The following is a 21,762-nucleotide window of genomic DNA, read 5'->3' on the forward strand; positions in this document are numbered from 1 at the left end:
GCGGGTCAGCCCGATCCGCGAACGCTTTTCCCGCACGTGCACAGTGAGGGGGTGAGACTGGCGCATCCGCGAACCGGCGAGCTCTTCGACTCGCCGGTGCCTGCCGGGACCGGCTGGCCGGGTGATCCCGCCGGGTCCGACACCGCGGTGGCGACGACGCCGGCGCGGGTGCGCAGGCTGGCCAAGGGCGCTCGTACGGTCGAGGACCTCGACGCGGAGTCCAGCGTGTGCCGGGCCTGCCCGCGGTTGGTGGCCTGGCGCGAGAAGGTGGCCGTCGAGAAGCGCCGGTCCTTCGCCGACGAACCGTATTGGGGACGGCCGGTGCCCGGCTTCGGCTCGTCCACGCCGTCGATCCTGATCGTGGGGCTGGCGCCGGCCGCCAACGGCGCCAACCGGACGGGACGGGTGTTCACCGGTGACCGCAGCGGCGACTTCCTGTTCGCCGCGCTCTACCGCGCCGGGCTGGCGAGCTCGCCGCTGAGCGTCGACGCCGCGGACGGCTTGACGCTGGTCGACACCCGGATGGTCGCGCCGGTCCGCTGCGCACCGCCGGACAACGCCCCGACGCCGGAGGAGCGCGCGACGTGTGCGCCGTGGCTCGACGCCGAGTGGGGGCTGGTGCGGCCCGGCGTACGCGCGATCGTCGCGCTCGGCGGGTTCGCGTGGAAGGTGGCCTTGGACATGGTGCGCGCCGGCGGTGGCACGGTGCCCCGGCCGCTCCCCAAGTTCGGCCACCTCGCGGTCGCGACGCTCGGTGAGGTGGCGCTGATCGGCTGCTTTCACCCCAGCCAGCAGAACACCTTCACCGGTCGGCTCACCCCCGCCATGGTCGACGACGTGTTCGCCGAGGCGAAGAGAATTGCCGCCGCCGGGAACGATCCCGGCGACCCGGCGGTTGAATGAAGCGTGCGACTTTCGGTACTAGACCTCGTCCCGGTCCGCAGCGACCAGACCACCTCCGATGCGCTGGCGGCGACGGTGCACCTCGCCAAGACCGCCGACGAGCTGGGCTATACGCGCTACTGGGTGGCCGAACACCACAACATGCCCGCCGTCGCGGCCACCAGCCCGCCCGTCGTGCTGGCCTACCTCGCTGCTCAGACGACACAGGTGCGGCTCGGTTCCGGCGGGGTGATGCTGCCCAACCACGCGCCTCTCGCCGTCGCCGAGCAGTTTGCACTGCTGGAGGCCGCCGCGCCAGGCCGCATCGACCTCGGCATCGGGCGGGCACCCGGTTCGGATCCCGTGACGTCGATGGCGCTTCGCGGCGCCGCCGGCCGAGACGATTCCGACATCGAGAACTTCCCCCAGTACCTCGACGACGTCGCCGCGCTGATGAGCACCACCGGCGTCAAGGTGGCGGTGCGCAGCAGGGGCCTGCTCGACCAGAACTACGTCCTCAAGGCGACGCCTGCGGCCGCCAGCGAACCGCGGCTGTGGCTGCTCGGATCGTCGCTGTACTCGGCGCACCTGGCCGCCGCGAAGGGCCTGCCGTACGTGTTCGCCCATCACTTCTCCGGGCAGGGCACCGAGGAGGCGCTCGCCACCTACCGCTCGGAGTTCCGGCCCAGTGACCTGGCCGCCGAGCCCATCACGTTCATGACGGTCAACGCGTCGGTCGCGCCCACCCGCGAGGAGGCGATGGACCTGATGCTGCCGAACCTGCACATGATGGCGTTCCTGCGCACGGGCCAACCGCTGCGCGCGCTCGACCTGGTCGAGGACGCCCGGCAAGTCGAGCTCAGCTTCCAGCAGGAGGCCGTCGTCGACGCCGGTCTGGAACGTGCCGTCGTGGGCTCTCCGACGGAGGCAGCCGATCAGATCCGCGAACTGGCCGCCCACTTCGGCGTCGACGAGGTGATGGTCAACGCCGTCGGCTCGGCGTTCCGCGGTGTCGACCCCCGGCTCGCACCGGCCCGCGACCAGACGTTGGAGCTGCTCGCCAAGGAACTCTTCTAGCTTGGCGCGACGGCGAGCCGTCAGTTTGGCAGCAACGCGATGATGGGGATCGGTCGCTTCGTGCGCTTCTGATACCCGTCATAGCGCTGGGAGTTGTTGTCGTTGACCAACTTCCACAGCCGGGCGTAGTCCGGGTCGTCGGCGTCGATGATGCGAGCCGTGGCGGGCATCCGCTTGGGGCCGACGTTGATCTCGACCTTCGGATTCGCCTTCAGGTTGAAGTACCACCCGGGCGCCTTGGGGTCACCGCTCTTGGAGGCGACGACGTGGTAGGCCCCGCCGTCGAGGGCGTAGCTCAGCGCGTTCGTGCGCGCGATGCCCGTCTTCGCGCCGACGGTGTGCAGCAGCAGGATCGGTGCCTGCCCCGGGATCTTGTGTCCGACCCAGCCGTTGGTCTTGCGGTAGATCGCATCGTGGACTTTTAGAAGCGGAATGCCGAGGTAGCGCTCCCAGACGGGAATGGTGCTCATGGACCTCAGTCTGTCATCCGAGTCCTGCGACGCGTCTCAACCGTGAGGGCGGAGGTCACGCGCAACGAGTCCCGCGGTCGAGACAGCCGCGTGCCCGTCAGGCCCTCCAGCATGCGGATCCGTTGCGCGAACCGCTTCTCCGATACTGGCCGGCGCAGCCGGCCAACGCTCGAATGGAAGGTCCGATCGGGATGTCGGCGGCGCCACATCAACGGGCTTAAGTATGTGGAGCCAGACATTGTTGCCACCTGGTCGGATCGCGCATCGTGAGCTGTGACGGTGACTGCCGTCACATGCAGATCAGGAGGTTCGCGTGCGACAAGGAACTCGGATGGTTCGCAGCGCGACGGCGGTGATTGCTGCGGCGGTGGTCGCCATGACGGCAGGCTGTGCCGCGGGATTGGGCGGTCCCGCTTCATCGAGGGCGGCCCGCGACGGCGTCATTCGCTTCACGTTCGCGCCGGATCCGATCTGGGACTACATGAACGAAACCGGCATCGTCGAACAGTGGCAACGCGACACCGGGTACGAGGTGGAGAGCAGCGCAACGTGGGACGAGTTTGGCCTCTTCGCGGGCGGCCACGCCGACATCATTTCGACGGCGTCGTTCGAGGTCCCGGGCCTTGAGGAGCAGACGCAGCGGGAGACCACGATCATCGGCCGCTACAACTCCGAGCGCAGCCGCATCATGGTGCGCGCCGACGACCCCGCCGAGACACTGGCGGACATGAAGGGCAAGCGCCTTGGGGTGTTCACGACGGTCTCGGGCACCCTGGTGTGGAGCGCGCTGCTCAAGAAGATGCACGACGTGAACCTCGCCGACGACTACGAGATCGTGGTCGCCGACATCCAGAACCTGTCGAACCTGTTGGCGCGCGGCGAGATCGACGCCTGCATCTGCTATCCCGACCTGTCGGCGCGGGACCTCCGCGAGGGCACGGTCCGCCCGCTGTACGACGGTAAGTCGTCGGCCGAAGTGTTCGCCGAACTCGAGGCCCCCGGCCACGACGGCCCGATGGGCAACGTCTTCGTCGCCCGCAGGGACTGGGTCGACGACCATCCCGGAGAGGTGTCGGCGTTCCTCGACCTGTGGACGCGTGGACTTTCCGAGTGGCAGCAGCACCGCGACGAGATGGTCGAGCGCTACCCACAGCACTTTGCCGTCGACACGCCGGAGGACATCGCGTTCATGAAGGACTACGTCACCCAACACGACTGGGTGGTCGACGACGTGCGCTTCGACCAGAAGTGGGCCGACGACGAGAGTTCCATCTTCGACCTGATGCGTGAGACCGGCGTCATCGGTGACGACGAAGCCGACCCGAAGTTCCTGCCCACCGAAGGAGTTGCGAAGTGACGCAGATGATCACGCCGCCGGACGCCGATCCGGCGCCGCGGGAACCGGCCCCGCCGGCGACGCGGCCGGCGCCGACGGGACCGCGGAGGTGGCTGGTCTCCGGTATCGCCCTCGTCGTCGCGATCGCCGCCTGGGCTGCCGTGGCCGCTTGGATAGACGACCCGATCCTGCCGCGCCCGCTCGGTGTCTTCGAGCGCGTCGTCGCGATCACGCTGTCGGGGGAGGCGGTTACCAACTTCGCCTCCAGCATCGGCAAGATCGCGGTGGGATTCGCCATTGCCATGGTCTTCGGCCTGGTGATCGGATTCTTCATGGGTCGAAGCCGATTCATGTCCTCGTACTTCTCGCTGCCGCTGTTCGTCCTCGGCAACATGCCGGGTCTGACGTACGCGGTCTTCGGCCTGCTGATCTTCGGCGTCGGTGCGGGCGGACCGATCGTGGTCTCAGCCCTCGTCGCGCTGCCGTTCATCGCGATGAACGTCGCCGAGGGGGTGCGGTCGGTCGACGGCAACCTGCTGGCGATGTGCCGGGCCTTCGAACGCAACCGGCGCGACGTTCTGCGCCACCTCTACCTGCCGGCGCTGGTGACCTTCGTCTTCGCCGGCGTGCGTTACGGATTCGCGATGGCCTGGAAGGTCGAGGCACTCACCGAGGTGTTCGGCGCCAGCGACGGCGTCGGCTTCATGATCCGCAAGGCCTACCAGGAATTCCAAGTCGACGACATGCTGGCGTGGACCACGCTCTTCATCGTCGCCATGATCCTCATCGAACGCGGACTCGCCTACCTCGAGAACCGCTTCTTCGCATGGCGGAAGGACATCTCGTGATCACCCAGGCACTCTCGTCCCCGGCACCCGCCTGGCGCCGCCAGCTCCGCGGGCAGTCGACGTCGCTGGCAGCCGTCGGCGCCGCCCTGCTCACGATCCTCGGCGCGTGGCAGCTCGCCGTCGTATTCGGCAACCGGATCCCGTCGCCGGCGCAGACCGTCGACAGCCTCCTCTCCGAGGCCGCCATCGGCCAGCTCTGGGGCAACCTCGCGATCAGCATGAACCGCTTCGCCCTCGGCCTGGTGCTCGCGCTGGTGGTCGGCGCCGCGGTCGGGGTGTGGATGGGTCTGTCGAAGTGGGCCGACATCGCCTTCTCCGACGTCAACGCCGCCGCCCTCGCCATCCCCGCGGTGATCTGGGCGCTGCTCACCACCATGTGGTTCGGCTTTGGCTGGCTCACCCCGGTCGTGACGGTCTTTCTGTCCGGCCTGCCGTTCGTGATCGTCAACATCGCCAAGGCAACCCGGGCGGTACCGGCAGATCTGGTTCTGATGGCACGAGCGTTCGGGGTGCCGCGGGCAAAGGTGTTGCGGCAGATCGTCGCACCGGCGGTCGCAGGGTCGACGGTGGCCGCGATTCGGTTCGCGATCATGAGTGCCTGGAACGGCCTCCTGCTCGCCGAGTGGTTCGGCGCGACGTCCGGCGTCGGCTGGCGCTCTCGCTACTGGTACGACGCGAACCAGCTTGACGGCTTCTTTGCCTGGGTACTGGTCTTCATCCTCCTCCTGGTCATCGCCGACCTGTTGGTCCTAGGCCCCGCCGAGCGTTACGTCACCCGTTGGCGCTCGGCGTGACGATCCACTCCTCAACACCTCACCAAGAAAGCGAGAGACCATGGCTTCCATAGAGATTCAACGACTAGTCAAGGAGTTTCACGACCGCAAGGGTGCCACCACCCGCGTCATCGATGGTGTCGACCTGACCATTTCGGGCGATACCTTCGTCTCAGTCGTCGGCCCGTCGGGCAGCGGCAAGACGACGCTACTCAACATCGTCTCGGGGATCGAGACCCAGACCTCCGGAACCGTGAGCCTGCGGTCGGGCGGACGAGAGGCCAAGGTGGGCTACGTATTTCAGGACCCCCGGCTGCTGCCGTGGCGCACGGTGATGGAGAATCTCGGCTTCGTTCAACACGAGCGGAAGGGTTGGGAGGAACGCGCGATGCACTATCTCGACCTCGTCGGGCTGAGTCACTGCGCTGACCGGTTCCCGTCGCAGCTCTCGGGTGGTCAGCAGCAACGCATTGGCATTGCCCGCGCGTTCGCCGTCGAACCCGACGTGCTGCTCATGGACGAGCCGTTCTCCCACCTCGACGCCATGACGTCGCGCACGCTCCGGGAGCATCTGGAGCGGATCTGGCTGGAATCGCGTCGGACCGTCATGTTCGTCACCCATGACGTCACCGAAGCCGTACAGCTGTCGGACCGCATCGTGGTCCTCGCGCCCGGCGGTCGGGTGCACGAGGTCATCGACGTAGACCTGCCGCGCCCACGTCGGGCATCTGATCCCGCCGTAGCGGTTCTGCAAGCTGAAGTGCTGGCGCGCTTTGAAACATTGGAGGCAGCAGCATGACCACCGGTCCGATCGACGTCCACGCGCACTGGCTACCCGAGGAGCTGTTCGGCCTCCCGCCCGGATCGCCGCTGCCTCCGCTGCACGGCCGCGACGGTCAGATGTTCCTCGGCGAACTGCCGCTGTACATCGAAACCGAGGCCATGACCGATCCGCGTCGCGTGATCGCCGACACCGACGCCGCCGGGCTGGGCACGAGGGTGCTTTCGGCGCCACCGTTCGCCTTCGCCGTCGCCGACGATCCTGGAGTCGACGAGTACGTCGGGCACTTCAACGACGCGCTGGCCGGTGCCTGCCGCGACAGCGACGACCGGCTTCTCGGGCTCGGCCTGGTGTCGCTGCACGACGTCGATTCGGCACGCGCGCAGATGGATCAGATCGCGGCAAGCGGCGTGATCCGCGGGATCGCGGTGCCGCCACTTCTCGGCTCGACGTCGTTCGACGTGGCGCCAATGCGCGACCTGCTCCGCCTCGCCGCCGAACGCGATCTCGCCGTGCTGGTGCACCCGATGCAGCTGCCCCGGCCGGAGTGGGCGTCCTACTACCTCGTCAACCTGATCGGTAATCCCGTCGAAACCACCACGGCTGCAGCCTCGTTGGTTCTTGGTGGTGTGCTCGAGGAGCTGCCCGACCTTCGGATCTGCATGCTGCACGGCGGTGGCTGCGCTCCGGCGCTGGTGGGGCGCTGGGAGCACGGCTGGAAGCAGCGGGCCGACGTCCGTAGCGCGGAAACCCGTTCCCCACGTCAGGGTTTCGCTGGGCTGTGGTTCGACACCCTGACCCACGATGCGGCAGCACTTGAGCTGCTGCGCGCGCAGTCGGATCCCACGCACCTGATGTGCGGCAGCGACTATCCGTTCGACATGGGCCTGCCGCAGCCCCTCGAGTTGCCGCACGCCGCAGGCATCGACGACGCCACCCTCGAGAGCAACGCGCGGAAGTTCCTAGGGCTCTAGGACACTCAGCGCGTCGCGCAGGATCCGGGCGGTCGCGTCACGATCGGGATCGCGGCGGATCACCAGGCCCTTGGCGAAGGACAGCTTGTCCCCGCTCTTGCGGGGCGCCACGTGCAGGTGAATGTGGAAGACGCTCTGGAATGCCGCCTTCCCGTCGTTGACGGCGATGTTGTTGCCGTCGGCGTGCAGGTCCGACGCGCGGGCCGCTTTCGCGACACGCTGACCGATTCGCATCATGGCGGCGACCGTGTCCGGCGGGGTGTCGGTCAGATCCACGGTGTGCGCCTTGGGGATGACGAGCACGTGCCCGCGGACGATGGGCCGAATGTCGAGGATGGCGAGGTACTCGTCGTCCTCGTAGACGCGGATGGCCGGGGCGTCACCGGCGACGATGGCGCAGAACACGCAGGGCATGCGGCCACCGTAGTTGCTCGCCGTCAGGCCTTCGTGAACGTCGGAGTGAAGACGCGCTCGGTCGGTTGTGCGTATACCGGCTCSCCGCCGGTCTCAGGGCGGTCGTCGAGCATGGCGATCACGTCCCGGGGCATCGGCGCGAGATCGGCAGCGCGGACGAAGTCGCGAATCGACGATCCGGTGCAGCGGCAGTCGACGTTGCGCGCGCCGAGGCCGGCCCTGATGTCCTCGACGTCGACCGTCGCGAAGTCGATCGAGAAGCGGGTCCGGTCACTGTCGGTCGGGACGCTGCAGTACAGGTGCTGACCGGAGAACTGCAGCACGCCCCCGACGGGAGTCAGGAAGGCACTGGCCGAGAACGGATTCACGGTCTCGGTCGGGCCAGGCAGGGGTGCTGACGTTCCCACGGCGTGGTCGTAGCCGGCGGAGTCGTTGGCGATGGCTTGGCTGAAGTACTCCAGGTGAAGGGCGATGCCGTCGTCGTCGGCGATCTCGTAGACCGGCATCCAGTGGTTGAGCTGAGCCAGGGGAGCGGCGCACCACGTGTCGCGACGCGGTCGCCAGGCGTCGAGCCCCGCGACGAGGTGCTCGTCGCCGGTGCACGCGCGAAGCCGGGGAACGCCGACATAGGTGGTCTCGGGGTCGCAGCCGCGCTCCATCACGAGCGCCTGGACATAACGTCTGGACTCGGGGTGTTGGGTGAACCGTGGGGTGAGCGAGCGGAGGATCGCGGCGTGGTCGGCGGGGAGAAGGTCGAACTGGGCCAACTCGGGATTGCGGCCGCCGAAGGCGGCGCCGATCAGCTCCCTGGCGAACATGGCGAACGCGACCGAGGTGGGCGACGGGGAGGTGACGTTGACGGTGCCGCCGTACACCAGGGCGCGAGGAATTCGGCCGCTAACTGGCTGGTCGAACTGCACTGCAATCGGCATGGGCCCGATTCCTCTACCCGGTGACCTCACATTGGCTCGGAGTTAACTGAGCCAACGAACTCAAGCGTAGACGCCCGACGATACCGCCGTCGAGGTTTGCGGTGCGGTTGCCACGCGCGTCGGTCGTCAGGCGGCCTCGCGCCACCTGTCCAGTTTGTCGGCAAACGACATCGGCAACGCCCCGCTGCTCGACGGCAACCGCACGGCGGGTAGCCCGGACTCCACGTGAGCTTCGAACAAGTCGAAGGCGGTCAACCCGTTGACGAAGATCCGCTGGATACCCGGGTGCTCGCCGAACAGCGGTCCGAAGTCGTTGACTTCCAGCGTCGTCTTGTCGATCTTGGCGTCCATGCTGCCGACTCGGCGGCATCGGTGGACGACGTCCCACAGCGCGACGCCGTGACCCGTCAGTGCGTCGATCCGCTGCTGGTACGGCAGGTCGACGCCGATGTCGAACAGGCCGGCCATGAGCTGCCAGAACTGATTGCGCCGGTTGGCGTAGTACTCGCCTGCGACGAGTGACCGTTCGCTGGGGAACGAGCCGAGGATGAGCACCCTGGCGTCGTCGCCGATGACGGGTGGAAGGCCTTCTCGCAGCGGTTCGGTCATTCCTGCGATCCTCCCAGAGAACGGTGGTCAGTCGCCGTCGCGCCGTCCGAGAGTCGTCACCGGCGTGGCGCCGGGTCGGGTCCACTGCGGCACCGGTCGACTGGTCGGCCCCCAGGTGGGGTTCCCGTCGGCGTCCGCGCACCAGGACCAGCAGGAGTGCCGTCCCTCGGGCCAGCCGTCGGGGTTGTCCTCCCATTCCTCGCCGCGACCGTAGGGCGTCATGTCGAGCAGGCCCATGGAGCCGTTGACCCGTTCGTTGCCCCTGGCGGTCGTCGAATAGGTGAGGAAGGTGCGGTCGCCGAGGCGCAGGTAGGACGTGAGGTAGCCCATCGGGCCACCGGCGGGACCGTCCACGCCCCGTACCGAGTACCAGGGCTCGGTGTAGCCCATGAACTCCACGTAGGGCGCCACCTCGTCCCACGCGCCTTCGGTCAGGACGGCGTAGGAGACGCCACGGGCGTTGAGGTAGACGGCGTCCTTCACGTGCCAGGCCGTGGTGGTGCAGCCGCCGCACTGGCCCTGGTGCGGTGCGCCGTCATGCCACATGTGTTTGTAGACGACGAGTTCGTCTCTACCGTCGAACAATTCGAGGAACGGGACGGGACCCGAGGCTCCGACGACCTCGACGCTGGCGTCGAACTCCACCATCGGCAGCCGACGGCGCGCGGCGGCGATGGCGTCGCCCTCCCGGGTGTGGGCCTTCTCGCGGACCAGCAGCTCGGCGCGAGCGGCCTGCCAGGTGGCAAGGTCGACGACGGGTGGGTGGCCGTTAGGCGTGGTCATGGCGTCCTCCTCGAACAGCGGTCAACGGTATGGACGAGTCTGCGGGCCGGAACTCATCGCGGCCAGGATGCCGTCGGATACGTTGACCCGGTGGAGGACCTCGGGGACCTGGAAGCGGCCGGCCTGCTGGACGGGTTGGAGGGCACGGCACGGACCGAACGGGCCGAGCTCGTCGAGTGGCTCGTCTCCAAGGGCTACACCGCCGAACGGATCCGCGAGTCGTTCGCCCCGATGCTGCTGGCCACGCGCGGTGCCATGGGGGACGATGGGACGCTGGTGTCGGCCCGGCAAATCGGCGAAGACGCCGGCCTCGACCTGGACTTGCTGGAACGGATGATGCGGGCGGTCGGCTTGCCACGGGTGGAGGACCCCGATGCCGTCGTGTTTCCGAGATTCGACGGAGACGCCTTCGCCAACGCGCGGAAGTTCCTCGACGTCGGCATCACCGCCGATCAGGTGGTGCTGATCCTGCAGGTGCTCGCCGAGGGATTGACTCGGGCGGCGGAGGTGATGCGGTACGCCGCCTTGGCTGCGGTGCTGAAACCCGGCGCCACCGAGCTCGACACCGCGAAGGCCACCGAGGCATTGGTGGCGCAGGTGGCGCCGCTGCTCGGGCCGATGGTCGAGGACACGCTGCGGTTGCAGCTCCTTCACATCATGGAGACCGAGGCGGTCACCAATACCGAACGGGCGGAGGGACTTCCGCTGCCGGGTGCCCGGCTGGTCACGATCGCGTTCGCCGACCTCGTCGGCTTCACCCGGCTGGGGGAGGCCGTTCCACCCGAGGACCTTGAGAAGCTCGCGCACCGGTTGGCCGACGTGGCGCGCGAGGTCGCGGAGCCGCCGGTTCGCTACGTCAAGAGCATCGGCGACGAGGTGATGCTCGTCAGCAGCGATCCCGTCGCGATGCTCGACGCCGTGCTGAATCTGCTGGACGCCACCGAGGCCGACGAGGACTTCCCACGGCTGCGGGTGGGGCTGGCCACCGGGATGGCGGTCAGCCGGGCGGGTGACTGGTTCGGCAGCTCGGTGAACCTGGCCAGTCGCGTGACGGGGGCGTCGCGGCCCGGCGCCGTTCTGGTGTCGGAGTCCACCCGCGAGGCCATCGGCGAGGCCGACCAGTTCGACTGGTCCTTTGCCGGCGCGCGGCGCCTCAAGAACATCAAGGACGAGGTGAAGCTGTTCCGAGCCCGCCGGGCTGGCGCGACGGGGTGAACCGCCGCAGCCGCAGACTGTTGCTCACCACGAACACCGAACTGAAAGCCATTGCAGCACTGGCGATCATCGGGTTGAGCAGTCCCAGCGCGGCCAGCGGAATGGCCGCCACGTTGTAGGCGAACGCCCAGAACAGGTTGCCCTTGATGGTGCGCAGGGTGGCGCGCGAGAGTCGGATGGCATCGGCTGCGGCCCGAAGGTCACCGGTGACGAGCGTCAGGTCCGACGCCTCGATCGCGACGTCGGTGCCGGTGCCCATCGCCAAGCCCAGATCGGCTTGTGCAAGGGCCGCCGCGTCGTTCACGCCGTCGCCGACCATGGCGACGACCCGGCCCTCTGACTGCAGCCGCTTGACGTGGTCGACCTTGTCGGCGGGCAGCACCTCGGCGATCACGGCGTCGATCCCGACCTCCGCCGCGACCGCCCGCGCCGCGCGCTCGTTGTCGCCGGTCAACAGGATCGGTGTCAGCCCGAGGCGGCGCATGTCGCGGATCGCCTCTGCGGCAGAGTCCTTCACGGTGTCGGCGGCGACGACGACGGCGCGGATCTCGTCGTCGACGGCGATCCACACCGGCGTGCGGCCAAGGGATTCGGCGTCGGCGGCTGCGGTGACGAGATCGGCGGGCGGCACCAGCGCGCGCTCGTCGCGCAACCACGTGAGGCGTCCGGCGGCCACGGTCCGGCCCTCGACGACGCCCACGACGCCCCTGCCGCCGTGGTTGGTGAAGTCGTCGACCGGGGGCAGCGCGCCGGCGTCGGCCGCTCGGGTGGCGACGGCGCGGCCGATCGGGTGTTCGGAGGCGTGCTCCAGAGCGCCTGCAAGCCGCAGGGTCTCGTCGTCTCCCACGACGTCGACGACGCTCATGCGGCCCGTCGTCACCGTGCCCGTCTTGTCGAGCACGATCGCGTCGACGCGCCGGGTGGACTCGAGCACCTGCGGTCCCTTGATGAGGATCCCGAGCTGGGCTCCCCGGCCGGTGCCGACCAGGAGCGCCGTCGGGGTCGCCAGGCCGAGCGCGCAGGGGCAGGCGATGATCAGGACGGCGACGGCGGCGGTCAGCGCGGCGGCCGACGAGCTGCCTGCCAGCAGCCACCCGACGAACGTCGCTGCGGCAACGGCGATCACGATGGGCACGAAGATCGCGGAGATGCGGTCTGCCAGCCTCTGCACGTCGGCCTTGCCGCTCTGGGCCTCCTCGACCAGCCGAGCCATCCTGGCCAGCTGGGTGTCGGCGCCCACGCGGGTCGTCCTGACGTGGAGCAGTCCGCCGACGTTGATCGTGGCACCGGTGACCTGGTCGCCGACGGCCACGTCGACCGGCACCGACTCACCGGTGAGCATCGAGGCGTCGACGGCCGATGCGCCGCTGACGACGACGCCGTCGGCGGCGACCTTCTCGCCGGGCCGCACCACGAACACGTCGCCAACCATCAAGCGGTCGACGGGGATGCGCTCCTCGCTGATTCCCCTGACGACCGCGACGTCCTTGGCGCCCATGTCCAGCAGTGCTCTCAGCGCGGCGCCGGAACGGGTCTTGGCCCTTGTCTCGAAGTGGCGGCCGGCGAGGATGAACGTGGTGACGACGGAGGCCACCTCGAGGTACAGCTGGTGGTGCACGTCGCCCGCGACGACCTGCTGGGCCGACCACAGGTAGGAGGCGAGCACCCCGATCGAGACCAGGGTGTCCATCGTCGTCGCGCCGTGGCGCAGGTTGACGACCGCGGCCCGGTGAAACGGCCACGCGCCCCAGGTGACGACGGGAGTCGCCAGCGCGAGCGCGAACCACTGCCAGCCGGCGAACTGCCAAGCCGCCACCATCGACACGACGACCACGGGCACGCTCAGTGCGGCGGAGGCGACGAGCCGGCGCCGGTAGTCGTCGTCGTGGTTGCGCTTGGGGCGGTCCACCGTCGCGGTGTATCCGGTGGCTCGGACGGCAGCCACCAGCTCGTCGGTGGTCACGCCGTCGTCGAAGTCGACGGCGGCCTGTTCGGTCGCGTAGTTGACGTTCGCGCGCACACCGTCGATCTTGTTCAGCCGCTTCTCGATTCGCGCAGCGCACGAGGCGCACGTCATGCCCTCGACGGCGAGGGTGACGGTGCTCATCCGGTCGTGGTGGGTGTCGTGACGTCGTACCCGGCGTCCTCGATCGCCGCGCTGACGGCGGCCACGTCGGGGGTGCCCTCGACTCGTACGGTGCCGGCCTCCAACTCCACGTCGACGGCCGTCACTCCTGGCAGCGGAGACACCGCGGAGGTGATGGATGCGACGCAATGCGCGCAGCTCATGCCGTGGACTTCCAACAAGACGCTCATGCCGCCACTATATACCCATAGGGGGTATGGGTAACTGAGGTGTCAGTCACCGGTGGCGAACGACGCGGCCAGCGACTTCTTGTCCACCTTCTCGCCGGCGAGCGTCGGCAGTGGCCGCGCCCGGATCTCCCACCGCGTCGGGATGGCGAAGTAGGACAACACGCCGGAGACGTGGCCGGCCAGCTCCTCGGCCGTCGGCGCTGCGGCGCCGGCCTGGTGGACGACCACCGCCACCAACTCCTCGCCGAGGTCGGGGTGGGGGATGCCGAGCGCGGCCACCTCGACGACGGCGGGATGGGTCGCGATCGCCGCCTCGACGTGCGGGCAGGCGATGTTCTCGCCACCCCGGATGACGACGTCCTTGCTCCTGCCGTCGATGAACAGATAGCCGTCATCGGTGAGGTGCCCGAGGTCGCCGGAGTGCAGCCAGCCGTCGGCGTCGACGGTCTCGGCGTTCACCGCGGCATCCACGCCGACGTAACCGTTCATCACCGTTGGCGAGCGGGCCAGCACCTCGCCGACGCCGTCGCGGTCGGGATTCGCGATCCGGATCTCGACCACGGGGTACGGCCGTCCCACCGTCCCGGGGTGGGTCGCGAGGTCGCGCGCGTCGGCGACGGTAAGGAATCCACCGGCTTCGGTCATGCCCCACGTGTTGCTCAGGCCTCGTTCGCGCAGCTTCGGCAGCTTGGTGCGGATCCGGTCGAGCAGGGCGGTGGTGACGGGTGCCCCGCCCAACGGCCAGGACTTCAGGCTCGACAGGTCGCGAGACGCGAAGTCGGGATGTTCGAGGACGCGAATTGCCATGGTGGGCACCGCTCCCCAGACCTGGATGCGTTCGCGCTCGATCAGGGCGAGGATCCGTCCCGCGTCGAATCGTCCTTCGGTCATGACGATCTTGCCGCCGGTCAGGAAATGGGTGAGCAGGCTCGACAGCCCGCCGACGTGAAACATCGGCGTCGTCGCCAGGCTGACGACCTGAACGGAGTCGTCGTCGAGCAGGTGGGGTAGTCGGCCGGTGCGCTGCATGATGTCGTGCTGGTTGTAGATCACCGAACGGCGAGACAGCTCAACGGCTTTCGGCATGCCAGAACTGCCGGAAGTGAACAGGACCAGTGCGGCCGCGTCGCCGTCGGATCCGACGGCGGGGGAGGCTTCGGTCGTGGATCCGTCGAACACCGCGCGCAGCTCGCCGAGTGGGCTGACCGGCACCGGCAGGTCGAGCGTGGTGTCGGCGAGTACGTGCGTCGGGGCGAGAATGCTTACGGCGTGGTCGATTTCGGCACCGCTCCACCACCGGTTGGCCAGCACCGGCACCGCGCCCTCGAGCCACAGCGCCCACAGCGCGACGACCCACTCGGGGCTGTTGTAGCCGAACACCAGGACCCGGTCACCGGGGCGGATCCCGAGGTCCGCGAGGTAGGCCCTGGCTGCCTGGGCGGCGGCCCGGAAACCGGCGAAGGTCACGCGGCGCTCACCGTGGACGAGGAACGTCCTGTCGGTCCACACCTCGGTGCCGGCCATCAGATCGGAAAAGCTGTTCGGCGTCGTGTCGTAGACCAGACCTGGGTGGCCGCCGTACGTACCGTCCCGGACTTCGGTTCCCCACACGCCGGTCACGCGGTCGGGATCTGAATGCCCTCCGAGGGCTGCACGATGACGAAGCCCTGGCCGTGGAACGAGACCTGGACCGCCTCGCCGGAGCCGCGGCCGATCAGCGCGCCCGCCTTGAAGCTCGCCTTCAACTGCGTCTGCAGGTTCGCCGACCAGGCGACGACGGCGTTGGTGTCGGCAAAGGTCGGCGCCTCGGCGGCGTTCAGCACCACCGGGGGGCCGTCGGTGGTCAGTGCCACCCAGCCGGTGCCGCGCAGGGTGGTGTTGAACAGCCCACCCGTGGCCATGCTGCCGCCCTTCACCCGCTCGATGTTCCACTGAAGACTCGACGAGAACGCCAGCACGTTCTTGCCGCTGATCGACAGACCAGAGTTGTTCAGGTTCAACAGGTGTACGTCATGGGCGAGCTCGGCGAGGAACACGTCGCCCTGCCCCTGGCATCGCATGAGCGGAACGCCTTCGCCGGTCAGCGCCTTCTTGATGAACTTCGACGCGCCACCACCTTCGAAGGAGAAGTCGACGTTGCCCTGGTAGGCGACCATCGAGCCCTGGCGCGCCATGAACGGCTCGCCGAGACGGACGCGAAGCAGCTTCGCGTTCTGGTTGGCGATCGGCTTGGACTCCTTCTCGCTGAACCGGCCGTCGACGAGGTCGCCGGTGATGCCCTCGAATCCGTCGCCGCCGACCGACTGGCCGGGGTCGTACACCGACGCCTGCGGGGCCTGGTCCTGCACCTGCGCCTGGGCTTGCGGCGAGGGTGCGCCACCCAATGGCGCCCGGCCGGCCTGGCCCTGGTGCGACACCTGGTCGGACCATCCCTGGCCGTCCCACCAGCGGTAGTCGTAGCGGCCCTCGGGGTCGGGCTGCCAGCTTCCTTGTCCGGGTCCAGTCACCGTGTCACTCCTTGGTTCGACGTCAACGTCTCTTGTCCCGACCCTAGGCCAACTCCCACCGTTCGAGGGCCGCCGTCCTGGCATGCTGGGTAGATGTCCAAGGAGATCGACCCGGCGCGTGCCCGCAGCGCCATCGAGGTCGTCAAGCAACACCCCGGAATGGTTCTGTTCCTCGCCTCGCCGGGAATCGTCGCGGTCGTCGCGGTGTGGCTGCTCGCCGGCGCGGGTTGGGGGATTCTGCTCCTGCTCGCGCTGGTGGTCGGCGGCGGCGTGGCGGTCGCGCGCAAGCTGCGCTGACGGCGGCGGGCGTTCGCCCTGGGAGGATTCTGCCCCATTGCGGCTGTAATAACGTAATCATGTAATCATGAAACAACATCACCGCGGCCGCTCCGGCGGCTGGCAACAGTCCCAACAGCCCGACGCCACCGACGCCCCCGACTGGATCGCCGGACGCCTACCCGAGGGCTGGTTCTCGGGTGACCCCACGGTCGTCGTCGACCGTGAAGAGATCACCGTCATCGGCACGCTTCCCGTCACCGACGGCGAGGAGAGCGACGCCCGTGCCTCGGGTCGCGCCGCCCGCTTCCGGGAGGAGACCCGTTCGGAGCGAATGCGCATCGCCGACGAAGCCGAGCATCGTTACGGCCGCAAGGTGGCCTGGGGTGTTGAGGTCGGTTCTGAACGAATCTTGTTCACGCACATCGCCGTACCGGTCATGACGCGCCTGCGCCAGCCCGAACGCCAGGTGCTCGACACCCTGGTCGACGCAGGCGTGGCCCGCTCGCGCTCCGACGCGCTGGTCTGGTCGGTCCGACTCGTCGGCGAGCATGCCGACGAGTGGCTCGGCAAGCTGCGTGACGCGATGACCACGGTCGACGACCTCCGCGCCGAGGGCCCCAAGCTCTAACCCCCCCTCGCGATTTCGGCGCGCTCGACCGCGGTGAGCGCGGATTTGCGCGCCGAAACCGCGCTGGTCAGGCCTGGATCATCGACCAGTACTCGCCGTGGCGGGCGATCAACTCGTCGTGAGTGCCCCGCTCGACGATCCGCCCCGCCTCCATCACCAGGATGACGTCGGCGTCGCGGATCGTCGAAAGGCGGTGCGCGATGATGAAACTCGTCCGGTCCCGGCGAAGTTCGGCGGTGGCCTGCTGGATCAGCAGCTCGGTGCGGGTGTCGACGGAACTGGTGGCCTCGTCGAGGATCAGCAGGCTCGGCTGCGCCAGGATGGCCCTGGCGATGGTGATCAACTGCTTCTCGCCTGCGCTGATGTTGCCGCCGTCGTCGGTGATCCAGGTCTGATACCCCTTCGGCAGCGTCGCGACGAACCGGTCGACGTGGGCGGCCTTCGCCGCCTCGATCACCTGGTCCTCGTCGGCGTCGGGGCGGCCGTAGGCGATGTTGTCGTAGATGGTGCCGCCGAACAGCCAGGTGTCCTGAAGCACCATGCCGATGCTGGACCGCAGCGCGTGGCGGCTCATCGCGGTGACGTCGACGCCGTCGATCGTGATGCGTCCGGAGTCCACCTCGTAGAACCGCATCAGCAGGTTCACCAGTGTCGTCTTGCCTGCGCCGGTGGGGCCGACGATCGCCACGGTGCTGCCGGGTTCGGCCACCAGGGACAGGTCCTCGATGATGGGCGTTCCCGGCCGGTACTCGAACCCGACGTGCTCGAAAACCACCCGTCCCGGTCCGCGCCGTTCAGGTGAGGAGTCCGTCGGGTCGGGTGTCTGCTCGTCGGTGTCAAGGAGGTCGAAAACCCGCTCGGCGCTGGCGATCCCGGACTGCAGCGTGTTGTACATCGACGCCACCTGCGTCAGCGGCTGGTTGAACTGGCGGACGTACTGGATGAAGGCCTGGATGCTGCCGAGCGAGATCTGGCCGGTCGCCACCTGCAACCCGCCGACGACGGCGACGGCGACGTAACTGAGGTTGCCGACGAACGTCGTCGCGGGGGACACCAGGCCGGAGAGGAACTGGGCGCCGAAGCTGGCCTGGTACACCTCGTCGTTGAGTTCGCGGAACTTCTCCTCGGCGATGGCGCGGTGGCCGAAGGTCTTGACGACGGTGAACCCGCTGTAGGTCTCCTCGACGTGGGCGTTGAGACGCCCGGTGTTTCGCCACTGCGCGATGAACTGATCCCGGCTGCGACGCGCGATGGTGCGCGTCGCCCACAACGACAACGGCACCGTGAACACCGTGATCAAGGCAAGCAGGGGCGAGATGGTCAGCATCATCACCAGCACCGCGACGACGGTCAGCATCGACGTCAGCAGCTGACTGATCGTCATCGACAACGACGACTGAATGTTGTCGACGTCGTTGGTCACCCGGCTCAGCACCTCGCCGCGTTGGCGAGAGTCGAAGTACGACAACGGAAGGCGATGCACCTTGTCTTCCACGTCGGAGCGCACCGCCACCATCGTCCGCTGGATGATCACGTTGAGCAGCCGGGCCTGAATCCAGATCATCAGGGCGGCAACCAGGTACAACGCCAGCGCCAGCGACAACGTCCGGCCGACGGCGCCGAAGTCGACGCCCTGCCCCGGAACCACGTCCATGCCGGACAGCAGGTCGGCGAAGGTGCCGTCGCCGCGCGCCCTCGCCGCCTCGATCGCCTGCTCCTTGGTGAGGCCTGCTGGCAGCCGGCGGCCGATGACCCCACTGAACAGCAGGTCGGTGGCGTGCCCAAGGATCAGCGGTCCGACCACGCCGATCCCGATTCCGACGACGCCGAGCAGCAGCACGATGGCGGTCGGAACTCGTTGCGGGGTAAGCCTCCTCAGGAGCCGCACCGCAGAACCCCTGAAGTCCTTGGGGCGCTGCGTCGGCGCTTCGGTGGCCGCCCTGAGCTGGCGGCCCACCGGTCCGGTCACCGGGCCACTCCGGTAATCGCCTGGGAATCCGCGAATTCCGCGTACACGGGGCAGTCGGCGAGCAGTGAATCGTGCGTGCCGACGCCGACGACGGCGCCGTCGTCGATCACGACGATCTGGTCGGCGTCCACCACCGTCGAGATGCGCTGCGAGACGATCACGACCGTCGCGTCGGCGGAGACCTCCGCCAGCGCGGCTCGGACGCGCGCGTCGGTGTGCACGTCGAGGGCGGAGAAGGCGTCGTCGAAGAGATAGACCGCCGGGCGGCGGATCACCGCACGCGCGATCGCGAGCCGTTGCCGCTGCCCGCCGGAGAAGTTGATGCCGCCCTGGGCGACCCGCATCTCCAACCCGTCGGCGTGCGCCGAGACGAAGGAGTCGGCCGACGCGACGCGCAACGCGGCCCACATCTCGTCGTCGCTGGCGTCGGCCTTGCCGTAGCGCAGGTTCTCGGCGACGGTCCCCGAGAACAGGAAGCCGCGTTGGGGGACCAGCCCGATCGTCGACCACAGCGCTTCGACGTCGTAGTGCCTCACGTCGACCCCGTCGACGGCGACGGAGCCCTCGGTGACGTCGAACAGACGACAGATCAGCGAGATCAGCGTCGACTTGCCGGAGCCCGTCGACCCCACCACGGCCGTCGTGGTTCCAGGCCGCGCCACCAGCGAAACCCCCTGCAGCACGGGACGGTCGGCGCCGGGATAACTGAAGGTGGCGTCGGCGATCTCGAGGGAGCCCCGTGCGACGGCAGGGGTCTTGGGCGTCTCTGGACTGGTGATCGCGGGCGTGGTCGCGAGCACCTCGGTAATCCGCTCGGCGCACACCGACGCGCGCGGCAACATCACCAACAGGATCGTCGCCATCAGGACGGCCATCAGGATCTGCATGAAGTAGGACAGGAACGCGATCAGCGAGCCGACCTGCATCTCGCCCGAGTCGATGCGCATGCCGCCGAACCAGATCAGCGCGACGCTGGACACGTTGATCACCAGCGTGGTGAACGGCAACATCAGGGCCTGCAGACGGCCGACCGTCATCGCGGTGTCGGCGAGGGCCTCGTTTGCCTCGCCGAACCTGGCGCGTTCGAACGGTTCCCTGGCGAACGCGCGGATCACTCGGATGCCGGCGAGCTGTTCGCGCATCACGCGGTTGATGCCGTCGATCTGGTGTTGCATGCGGCGGAAGATCGGCAGCAGCTTGGTGACGATCCAGTAGTTGGACAACCCGAGCAGCGGCACGCTGATCATCAACAGCCACGACAGGCCGGCGTTCTGATGGATGGCCATCGCAATGCCGCCGATGCACATGATCGGCGCGGCGATCAGCATGGTGCACGTCATCTGCAGGAGCACCTGGATCTGCTGGACGTCGTTGGTCGTGCGGGTCAGCAGGGTCGGCGCGCCGAAGCGGGCTGTCTCCTCGGCGGACAACCCGGTCACGTGGTGGAACATCGCCGACCGCAGATCGCGGCCGAACCCCATGCCGACCCGCGAACCGAAGTAGACGGCACCGATCGCGCACAGCACCTGCAGGGCGGTGACCCCGAGCATCATCGCGCCGAGTTCGACGATGGTGGTGGTGTCACCCTTGGCGACGCCGTCGTCGATGATCGCCGCGTTGATCGTGGGTAGATACAACGACGCCAGCGTGCTGACCATTTGCAGTCCGCCGACGATGGCGACCGGGCCGCGGTACGGCCCCGCGTACCGTCGCAGCAACGCCCAGAGCATTCCGCAACTGTCGCACACCGACCTGCGCGCGCCCACACCCGTGGATTTCCTTAGAAAACTCCAGGTCAGTCGGCATGTCGGTGGTTGTGGCCCGAGGCTGCCGCTACAGTGTCGGGCGTGACGGGAAGACGCGGCCACCGCAACATGAAGGCGTTGACGGTGCTTGCCGCCGCCGTGATTCCGCTGGTTGCGGCGTGCTCCGGCAGCTCGGACCAGCCGAGCGGCCCGGACGGGTCGTCCGCCCCGGCACCGGCTGCCGACGCCAAGCATGGAGCGATGTTTCCCGAGTGCGGCGGCATCACCGACGAGACGATGGCACAGCTGACCAAGGTCAACGGACTGGTCAACACGTCCAAGACGTCGGTCGGGTGCCAGTGGCTGCTCGGTGGCGGCATCCTCGGACCCCACTTCTCCTTCAACTGGTACCGGGGCAGCCCAATCGGCCGCGAGCGCAAGACCGAGGAACTGTCGCGCACCAGCGTGGAGGACATCAACATCGAAGGCCATGACGGGTTCATCGCGATGAACGCCGACCCGACGCTGGGCACCTCGCTGTGCGAGATCGGCATCCAGTTCGACGACGACTTCATCGAGTGGTCGGTCAACTTCACCGAGAAGCCCTTTCCCGACGCCTGCGACGTCGCCAAGGAACTCACCCGCCAGTCGATCGTGAACTCGAAGTGAGCGCGCCTAGAAGGGCGATGGCCGTCCTCGTCGCCATCCTGGCCACTCTGATGATGCTCGTCGGCTGTTCCCGCGACGTGTCCGGCCAGGCCGTCAAGGCGGGGTCAGGTGGCAACACCCCCCGCAACGACAACTCCGCCAAGACCTACCCCAACCTGCTCAAGGAGTGCGACGTCCTGACGACCGACGTCCTCGCCAAGACCGTCGGCGCCGATCCGCTGGACATCCAGAGCACGTTCGTCGGCGCGCTGTGCCGCTGGCAGGCTCTCAATCCCGCCGGGCTGATCGACATCACCCGGTTCTGGTTCGAGCAGGGCAGTCTGGACAACGAGCGCAAGGTCGCCGACTTCCTGAAGTATCAGGTGGAGAGCCGATCGGTCGCGGGCGTGCAGTCGATCGTGATGAAGCCCAATGACGCCAGCGGTGCGTGCGGCGTGGCGAGCGACGCGGCAGGCGTGGTCGGGTGGTGGGTCAACCCGCAGGTGCCCGGCATCGACGCCTGCGGCATGGCGATCAAGTTGATGGAGCTGACGCTCAACACCAACAACTAGCACC

General features: G+C 68.2%; 23 protein-coding genes. 12 read left to right on the forward strand and 11 right to left on the reverse strand.

Going from position 1 to position 21,762, the window contains the following annotated elements:
• Positions 1–51: 51 nt before the first annotated feature.
• Both ASD37_RS28285 and ASD37_RS28290 read left to right on the forward strand, forming a co-directional pair.
• Complete coding sequence (locus ASD37_RS28285; RefSeq protein WP_056559710.1) at positions 52–903, forward strand: uracil-DNA glycosylase; 852 nt, start codon at positions 52–54, stop codon at positions 901–903.
• A gap of 3 nt (positions 904–906) precedes the next feature.
• Positions 907–1,959, forward strand: coding sequence for an LLM class flavin-dependent oxidoreductase (locus ASD37_RS28290; protein ID WP_056559712.1), 1,053 nt, complete (start codon positions 907–909; stop codon positions 1,957–1,959).
• Between the two features lie 20 nt (positions 1,960–1,979).
• Here ASD37_RS28290 and ASD37_RS28295 read toward each other — a convergent pair whose 3' ends face one another.
• Positions 1,980–2,429, reverse strand: a complete 450-nt coding sequence (locus ASD37_RS28295; RefSeq protein ID WP_056559714.1) for a nitroreductase family deazaflavin-dependent oxidoreductase — start codon at positions 2,427–2,429, stop codon at positions 1,980–1,982.
• A gap of 331 nt (positions 2,430–2,760) precedes the next feature.
• Here ASD37_RS28295 and ASD37_RS28300 point away from each other — a divergent pair, with 331 nt between their 5' ends.
• The 5 genes from ASD37_RS28300 to ASD37_RS28320 are packed head-to-tail and all read left to right on the forward strand — an operon-like array spanning position 2,761 to position 7,141.
• Entirely contained in the window at positions 2,761–3,786 is a 1,026-nt protein-coding gene (locus ASD37_RS28300) for an ABC transporter substrate-binding protein (RefSeq protein ID WP_056559716.1), read from the forward strand.
• Between the two features lie 5 nt (positions 3,787–3,791).
• Entirely contained in the window at positions 3,792–4,613 is an 822-nt protein-coding gene (locus ASD37_RS28305) for an ABC transporter permease (RefSeq protein WP_082570482.1), read from the forward strand.
• Positions 4,610–5,407: an ABC transporter permease gene (locus tag ASD37_RS28310; RefSeq protein WP_235568582.1), complete on the forward strand. Its 798-nt coding sequence runs from the start codon at positions 4,610–4,612 to the stop codon at positions 5,405–5,407. The genes ASD37_RS28305 and ASD37_RS28310 overlap by 4 nt, the downstream gene beginning before the upstream one ends.
• A gap of 40 nt (positions 5,408–5,447) precedes the next feature.
• The gene (locus ASD37_RS28315) at positions 5,448–6,185 is read left to right on the forward strand and encodes an ABC transporter ATP-binding protein (protein WP_056559720.1); all 738 of its coding nucleotides are present in this window, start codon (positions 5,448–5,450) and stop codon (positions 6,183–6,185) included.
• Complete coding sequence (locus ASD37_RS28320; RefSeq protein WP_056559722.1) at positions 6,182–7,141, forward strand: amidohydrolase family protein; 960 nt, start codon at positions 6,182–6,184, stop codon at positions 7,139–7,141. Before ASD37_RS28315 ends, ASD37_RS28320 begins: the two co-directional genes overlap by 4 nt.
• Here the strand turns inward: ASD37_RS28320 and ASD37_RS28325 are convergent.
• The 4 genes from ASD37_RS28325 to ASD37_RS28340 form a co-directional block, all read right to left on the reverse strand.
• Positions 7,130–7,555 (reverse strand): HIT family protein, encoded by a 426-nt coding sequence (locus ASD37_RS28325; RefSeq protein WP_056559724.1) that lies wholly within the window; start codon positions 7,553–7,555, stop codon positions 7,130–7,132. The two genes, ASD37_RS28320 and ASD37_RS28325, sit on opposite strands and share 12 nt — an antisense overlap.
• Positions 7,556–7,578: 23 nt before the next feature.
• Complete coding sequence (locus tag ASD37_RS28330) at positions 7,579–8,487, reverse strand: hypothetical protein (protein ID WP_156721147.1); 909 nt, start codon at positions 8,485–8,487, stop codon at positions 7,579–7,581.
• 126 nt (positions 8,488–8,613) lie between these two features.
• A complete protein-coding gene (locus ASD37_RS28335; RefSeq protein ID WP_056559728.1) occupies positions 8,614–9,096 on the reverse strand; it encodes a DNA-deoxyinosine glycosylase in 483 nt (160 codons plus the stop codon).
• Between the two features lie 27 nt (positions 9,097–9,123).
• Positions 9,124–9,879, reverse strand: coding sequence for a DUF899 family protein (locus ASD37_RS28340; protein ID WP_056559730.1), 756 nt, complete (start codon positions 9,877–9,879; stop codon positions 9,124–9,126).
• A gap of 90 nt (positions 9,880–9,969) precedes the next feature.
• Between ASD37_RS28340 and ASD37_RS28345 the strand changes: the two genes are divergently transcribed.
• A complete protein-coding gene (locus tag ASD37_RS28345) occupies positions 9,970–11,094 on the forward strand; it encodes an adenylate/guanylate cyclase domain-containing protein (protein WP_056559732.1) in 1,125 nt (374 codons plus the stop codon).
• Here the strand turns inward: ASD37_RS28345 and ASD37_RS28350 are convergent.
• The 4 genes from ASD37_RS28350 to ASD37_RS28365 are packed head-to-tail and all read right to left on the reverse strand — an operon-like array spanning position 11,042 to position 15,917.
• Positions 11,042–13,201 carry a cation-translocating P-type ATPase gene (locus ASD37_RS28350; RefSeq protein ID WP_056559734.1) on the reverse strand — a complete coding sequence of 720 codons (2,160 nt, stop codon included), beginning with the start codon at positions 13,199–13,201 and terminating at the stop codon, positions 11,042–11,044. The genes ASD37_RS28345 and ASD37_RS28350 overlap by 53 nt on opposite strands.
• Entirely contained in the window at positions 13,198–13,410 is a 213-nt protein-coding gene (locus ASD37_RS28355) for a cation transporter (protein WP_056559736.1), read from the reverse strand. Before ASD37_RS28355 ends, ASD37_RS28350 begins: the two co-directional genes overlap by 4 nt.
• A gap of 42 nt (positions 13,411–13,452) precedes the next feature.
• The gene (locus ASD37_RS28360) at positions 13,453–15,030 is read right to left on the reverse strand and encodes a class I adenylate-forming enzyme family protein (protein ID WP_056559738.1); all 1,578 of its coding nucleotides are present in this window, start codon (positions 15,028–15,030) and stop codon (positions 13,453–13,455) included.
• Positions 15,027–15,917: an AIM24 family protein gene (locus ASD37_RS28365; protein ID WP_056559740.1), complete on the reverse strand. Its 891-nt coding sequence runs from the start codon at positions 15,915–15,917 to the stop codon at positions 15,027–15,029. Before ASD37_RS28365 ends, ASD37_RS28360 begins: the two co-directional genes overlap by 4 nt.
• 93 nt (positions 15,918–16,010) lie before the next feature.
• On the opposite strand from ASD37_RS28365, the gene ASD37_RS28370 reads away from it, so the two are divergent.
• Positions 16,011–16,214 carry a hypothetical protein gene (locus ASD37_RS28370; RefSeq protein WP_056559742.1) on the forward strand — a complete coding sequence of 68 codons (204 nt, stop codon included), beginning with the start codon at positions 16,011–16,013 and terminating at the stop codon, positions 16,212–16,214.
• 67 nt (positions 16,215–16,281) lie between these two features.
• Positions 16,282–16,824 carry a hypothetical protein gene (locus ASD37_RS28375; protein ID WP_056559745.1) on the forward strand — a complete coding sequence of 181 codons (543 nt, stop codon included), beginning with the start codon at positions 16,282–16,284 and terminating at the stop codon, positions 16,822–16,824.
• A 67-nt stretch (positions 16,825–16,891) separates the two neighbouring features.
• Here ASD37_RS28375 and ASD37_RS28380 read toward each other — a convergent pair whose 3' ends face one another.
• Positions 16,892–18,793, reverse strand: a complete 1,902-nt coding sequence (locus tag ASD37_RS28380; RefSeq protein WP_056559747.1) for an ABC transporter ATP-binding protein — start codon at positions 18,791–18,793, stop codon at positions 16,892–16,894.
• Positions 18,790–20,523: an ABC transporter ATP-binding protein gene (locus tag ASD37_RS28385; RefSeq protein WP_056559749.1), complete on the reverse strand. Its 1,734-nt coding sequence runs from the start codon at positions 20,521–20,523 to the stop codon at positions 18,790–18,792. The genes ASD37_RS28380 and ASD37_RS28385 overlap by 4 nt, the downstream gene beginning before the upstream one ends.
• A 144-nt stretch (positions 20,524–20,667) precedes the next feature.
• On the opposite strand from ASD37_RS28385, the gene ASD37_RS28390 reads away from it, so the two are divergent.
• On the forward strand, positions 20,668–21,207 hold the full coding sequence (locus ASD37_RS28390; protein WP_056560041.1) for a DUF3558 domain-containing protein: 540 nt from the start codon (positions 20,668–20,670) through the stop codon (positions 21,205–21,207).
• A gap of 50 nt (positions 21,208–21,257) precedes the next feature.
• Positions 21,258–21,758 (forward strand): DUF3558 domain-containing protein, encoded by a 501-nt coding sequence (locus ASD37_RS28395; RefSeq protein ID WP_370073100.1) that lies wholly within the window; start codon positions 21,258–21,260, stop codon positions 21,756–21,758.
• Positions 21,759–21,762: the final 4 nt, after the last annotated feature.

This window comes from Mycobacterium sp. Root135 (genome assembly GCF_001426545.1).
Taxonomy (GTDB): Bacteria; Actinomycetota; Actinomycetes; order Mycobacteriales; family Mycobacteriaceae; genus Mycobacterium.

What these genes read in the sequence shown, in the direction of transcription:
- ASD37_RS28385 (WP_056559749.1), bottom strand. Translation starts at nt 20,523, where the DNA reads ATGCTCTGGGCGTTGCTGCGACGGTACGCGGGGCCGTACCGCGGCCCG.
- ASD37_RS28370 (WP_056559742.1), top strand. Translation starts at nt 16,011, where the DNA reads ATGTCCAAGGAGATCGACCCGGCGCGTGCCCGCAGCGCCATCGAGGTC.
- ASD37_RS28295 (WP_056559714.1), bottom strand. Translation starts at nt 2,429, where the DNA reads ATGAGCACCATTCCCGTCTGGGAGCGCTACCTCGGCATTCCGCTTCTA.
- ASD37_RS28395 (WP_370073100.1), top strand. Translation starts at nt 21,258, where the DNA reads ATGATGCTCGTCGGCTGTTCCCGCGACGTGTCCGGCCAGGCCGTCAAG.
- ASD37_RS28340 (WP_056559730.1), bottom strand. Translation starts at nt 9,879, where the DNA reads ATGACCACGCCTAACGGCCACCCACCCGTCGTCGACCTTGCCACCTGG.
- ASD37_RS28355 (WP_056559736.1), bottom strand. Translation starts at nt 13,410, where the DNA reads ATGAGCGTCTTGTTGGAAGTCCACGGCATGAGCTGCGCGCATTGCGTC.
- ASD37_RS28390 (WP_056560041.1), top strand. Translation starts at nt 20,668, where the DNA reads ATGAAGGCGTTGACGGTGCTTGCCGCCGCCGTGATTCCGCTGGTTGCG.
- ASD37_RS28320 (WP_056559722.1), top strand. Translation starts at nt 6,182, where the DNA reads ATGACCACCGGTCCGATCGACGTCCACGCGCACTGGCTACCCGAGGAG.
- ASD37_RS28350 (WP_056559734.1), bottom strand. Translation starts at nt 13,201, where the DNA reads ATGAGCACCGTCACCCTCGCCGTCGAGGGCATGACGTGCGCCTCGTGC.
- ASD37_RS28335 (WP_056559728.1), bottom strand. Translation starts at nt 9,096, where the DNA reads ATGACCGAACCGCTGCGAGAAGGCCTTCCACCCGTCATCGGCGACGAC.
- ASD37_RS28315 (WP_056559720.1), top strand. Translation starts at nt 5,448, where the DNA reads ATGGCTTCCATAGAGATTCAACGACTAGTCAAGGAGTTTCACGACCGC.
- ASD37_RS28375 (WP_056559745.1), top strand. Translation starts at nt 16,282, where the DNA reads ATGAAACAACATCACCGCGGCCGCTCCGGCGGCTGGCAACAGTCCCAA.
- ASD37_RS28305 (WP_082570482.1), top strand. Translation starts at nt 3,792, where the DNA reads ATGATCACGCCGCCGGACGCCGATCCGGCGCCGCGGGAACCGGCCCCG.
- ASD37_RS28325 (WP_056559724.1), bottom strand. Translation starts at nt 7,555, where the DNA reads ATGCCCTGCGTGTTCTGCGCCATCGTCGCCGGTGACGCCCCGGCCATC.
- ASD37_RS28300 (WP_056559716.1), top strand. Translation starts at nt 2,761, where the DNA reads ATGGTTCGCAGCGCGACGGCGGTGATTGCTGCGGCGGTGGTCGCCATG.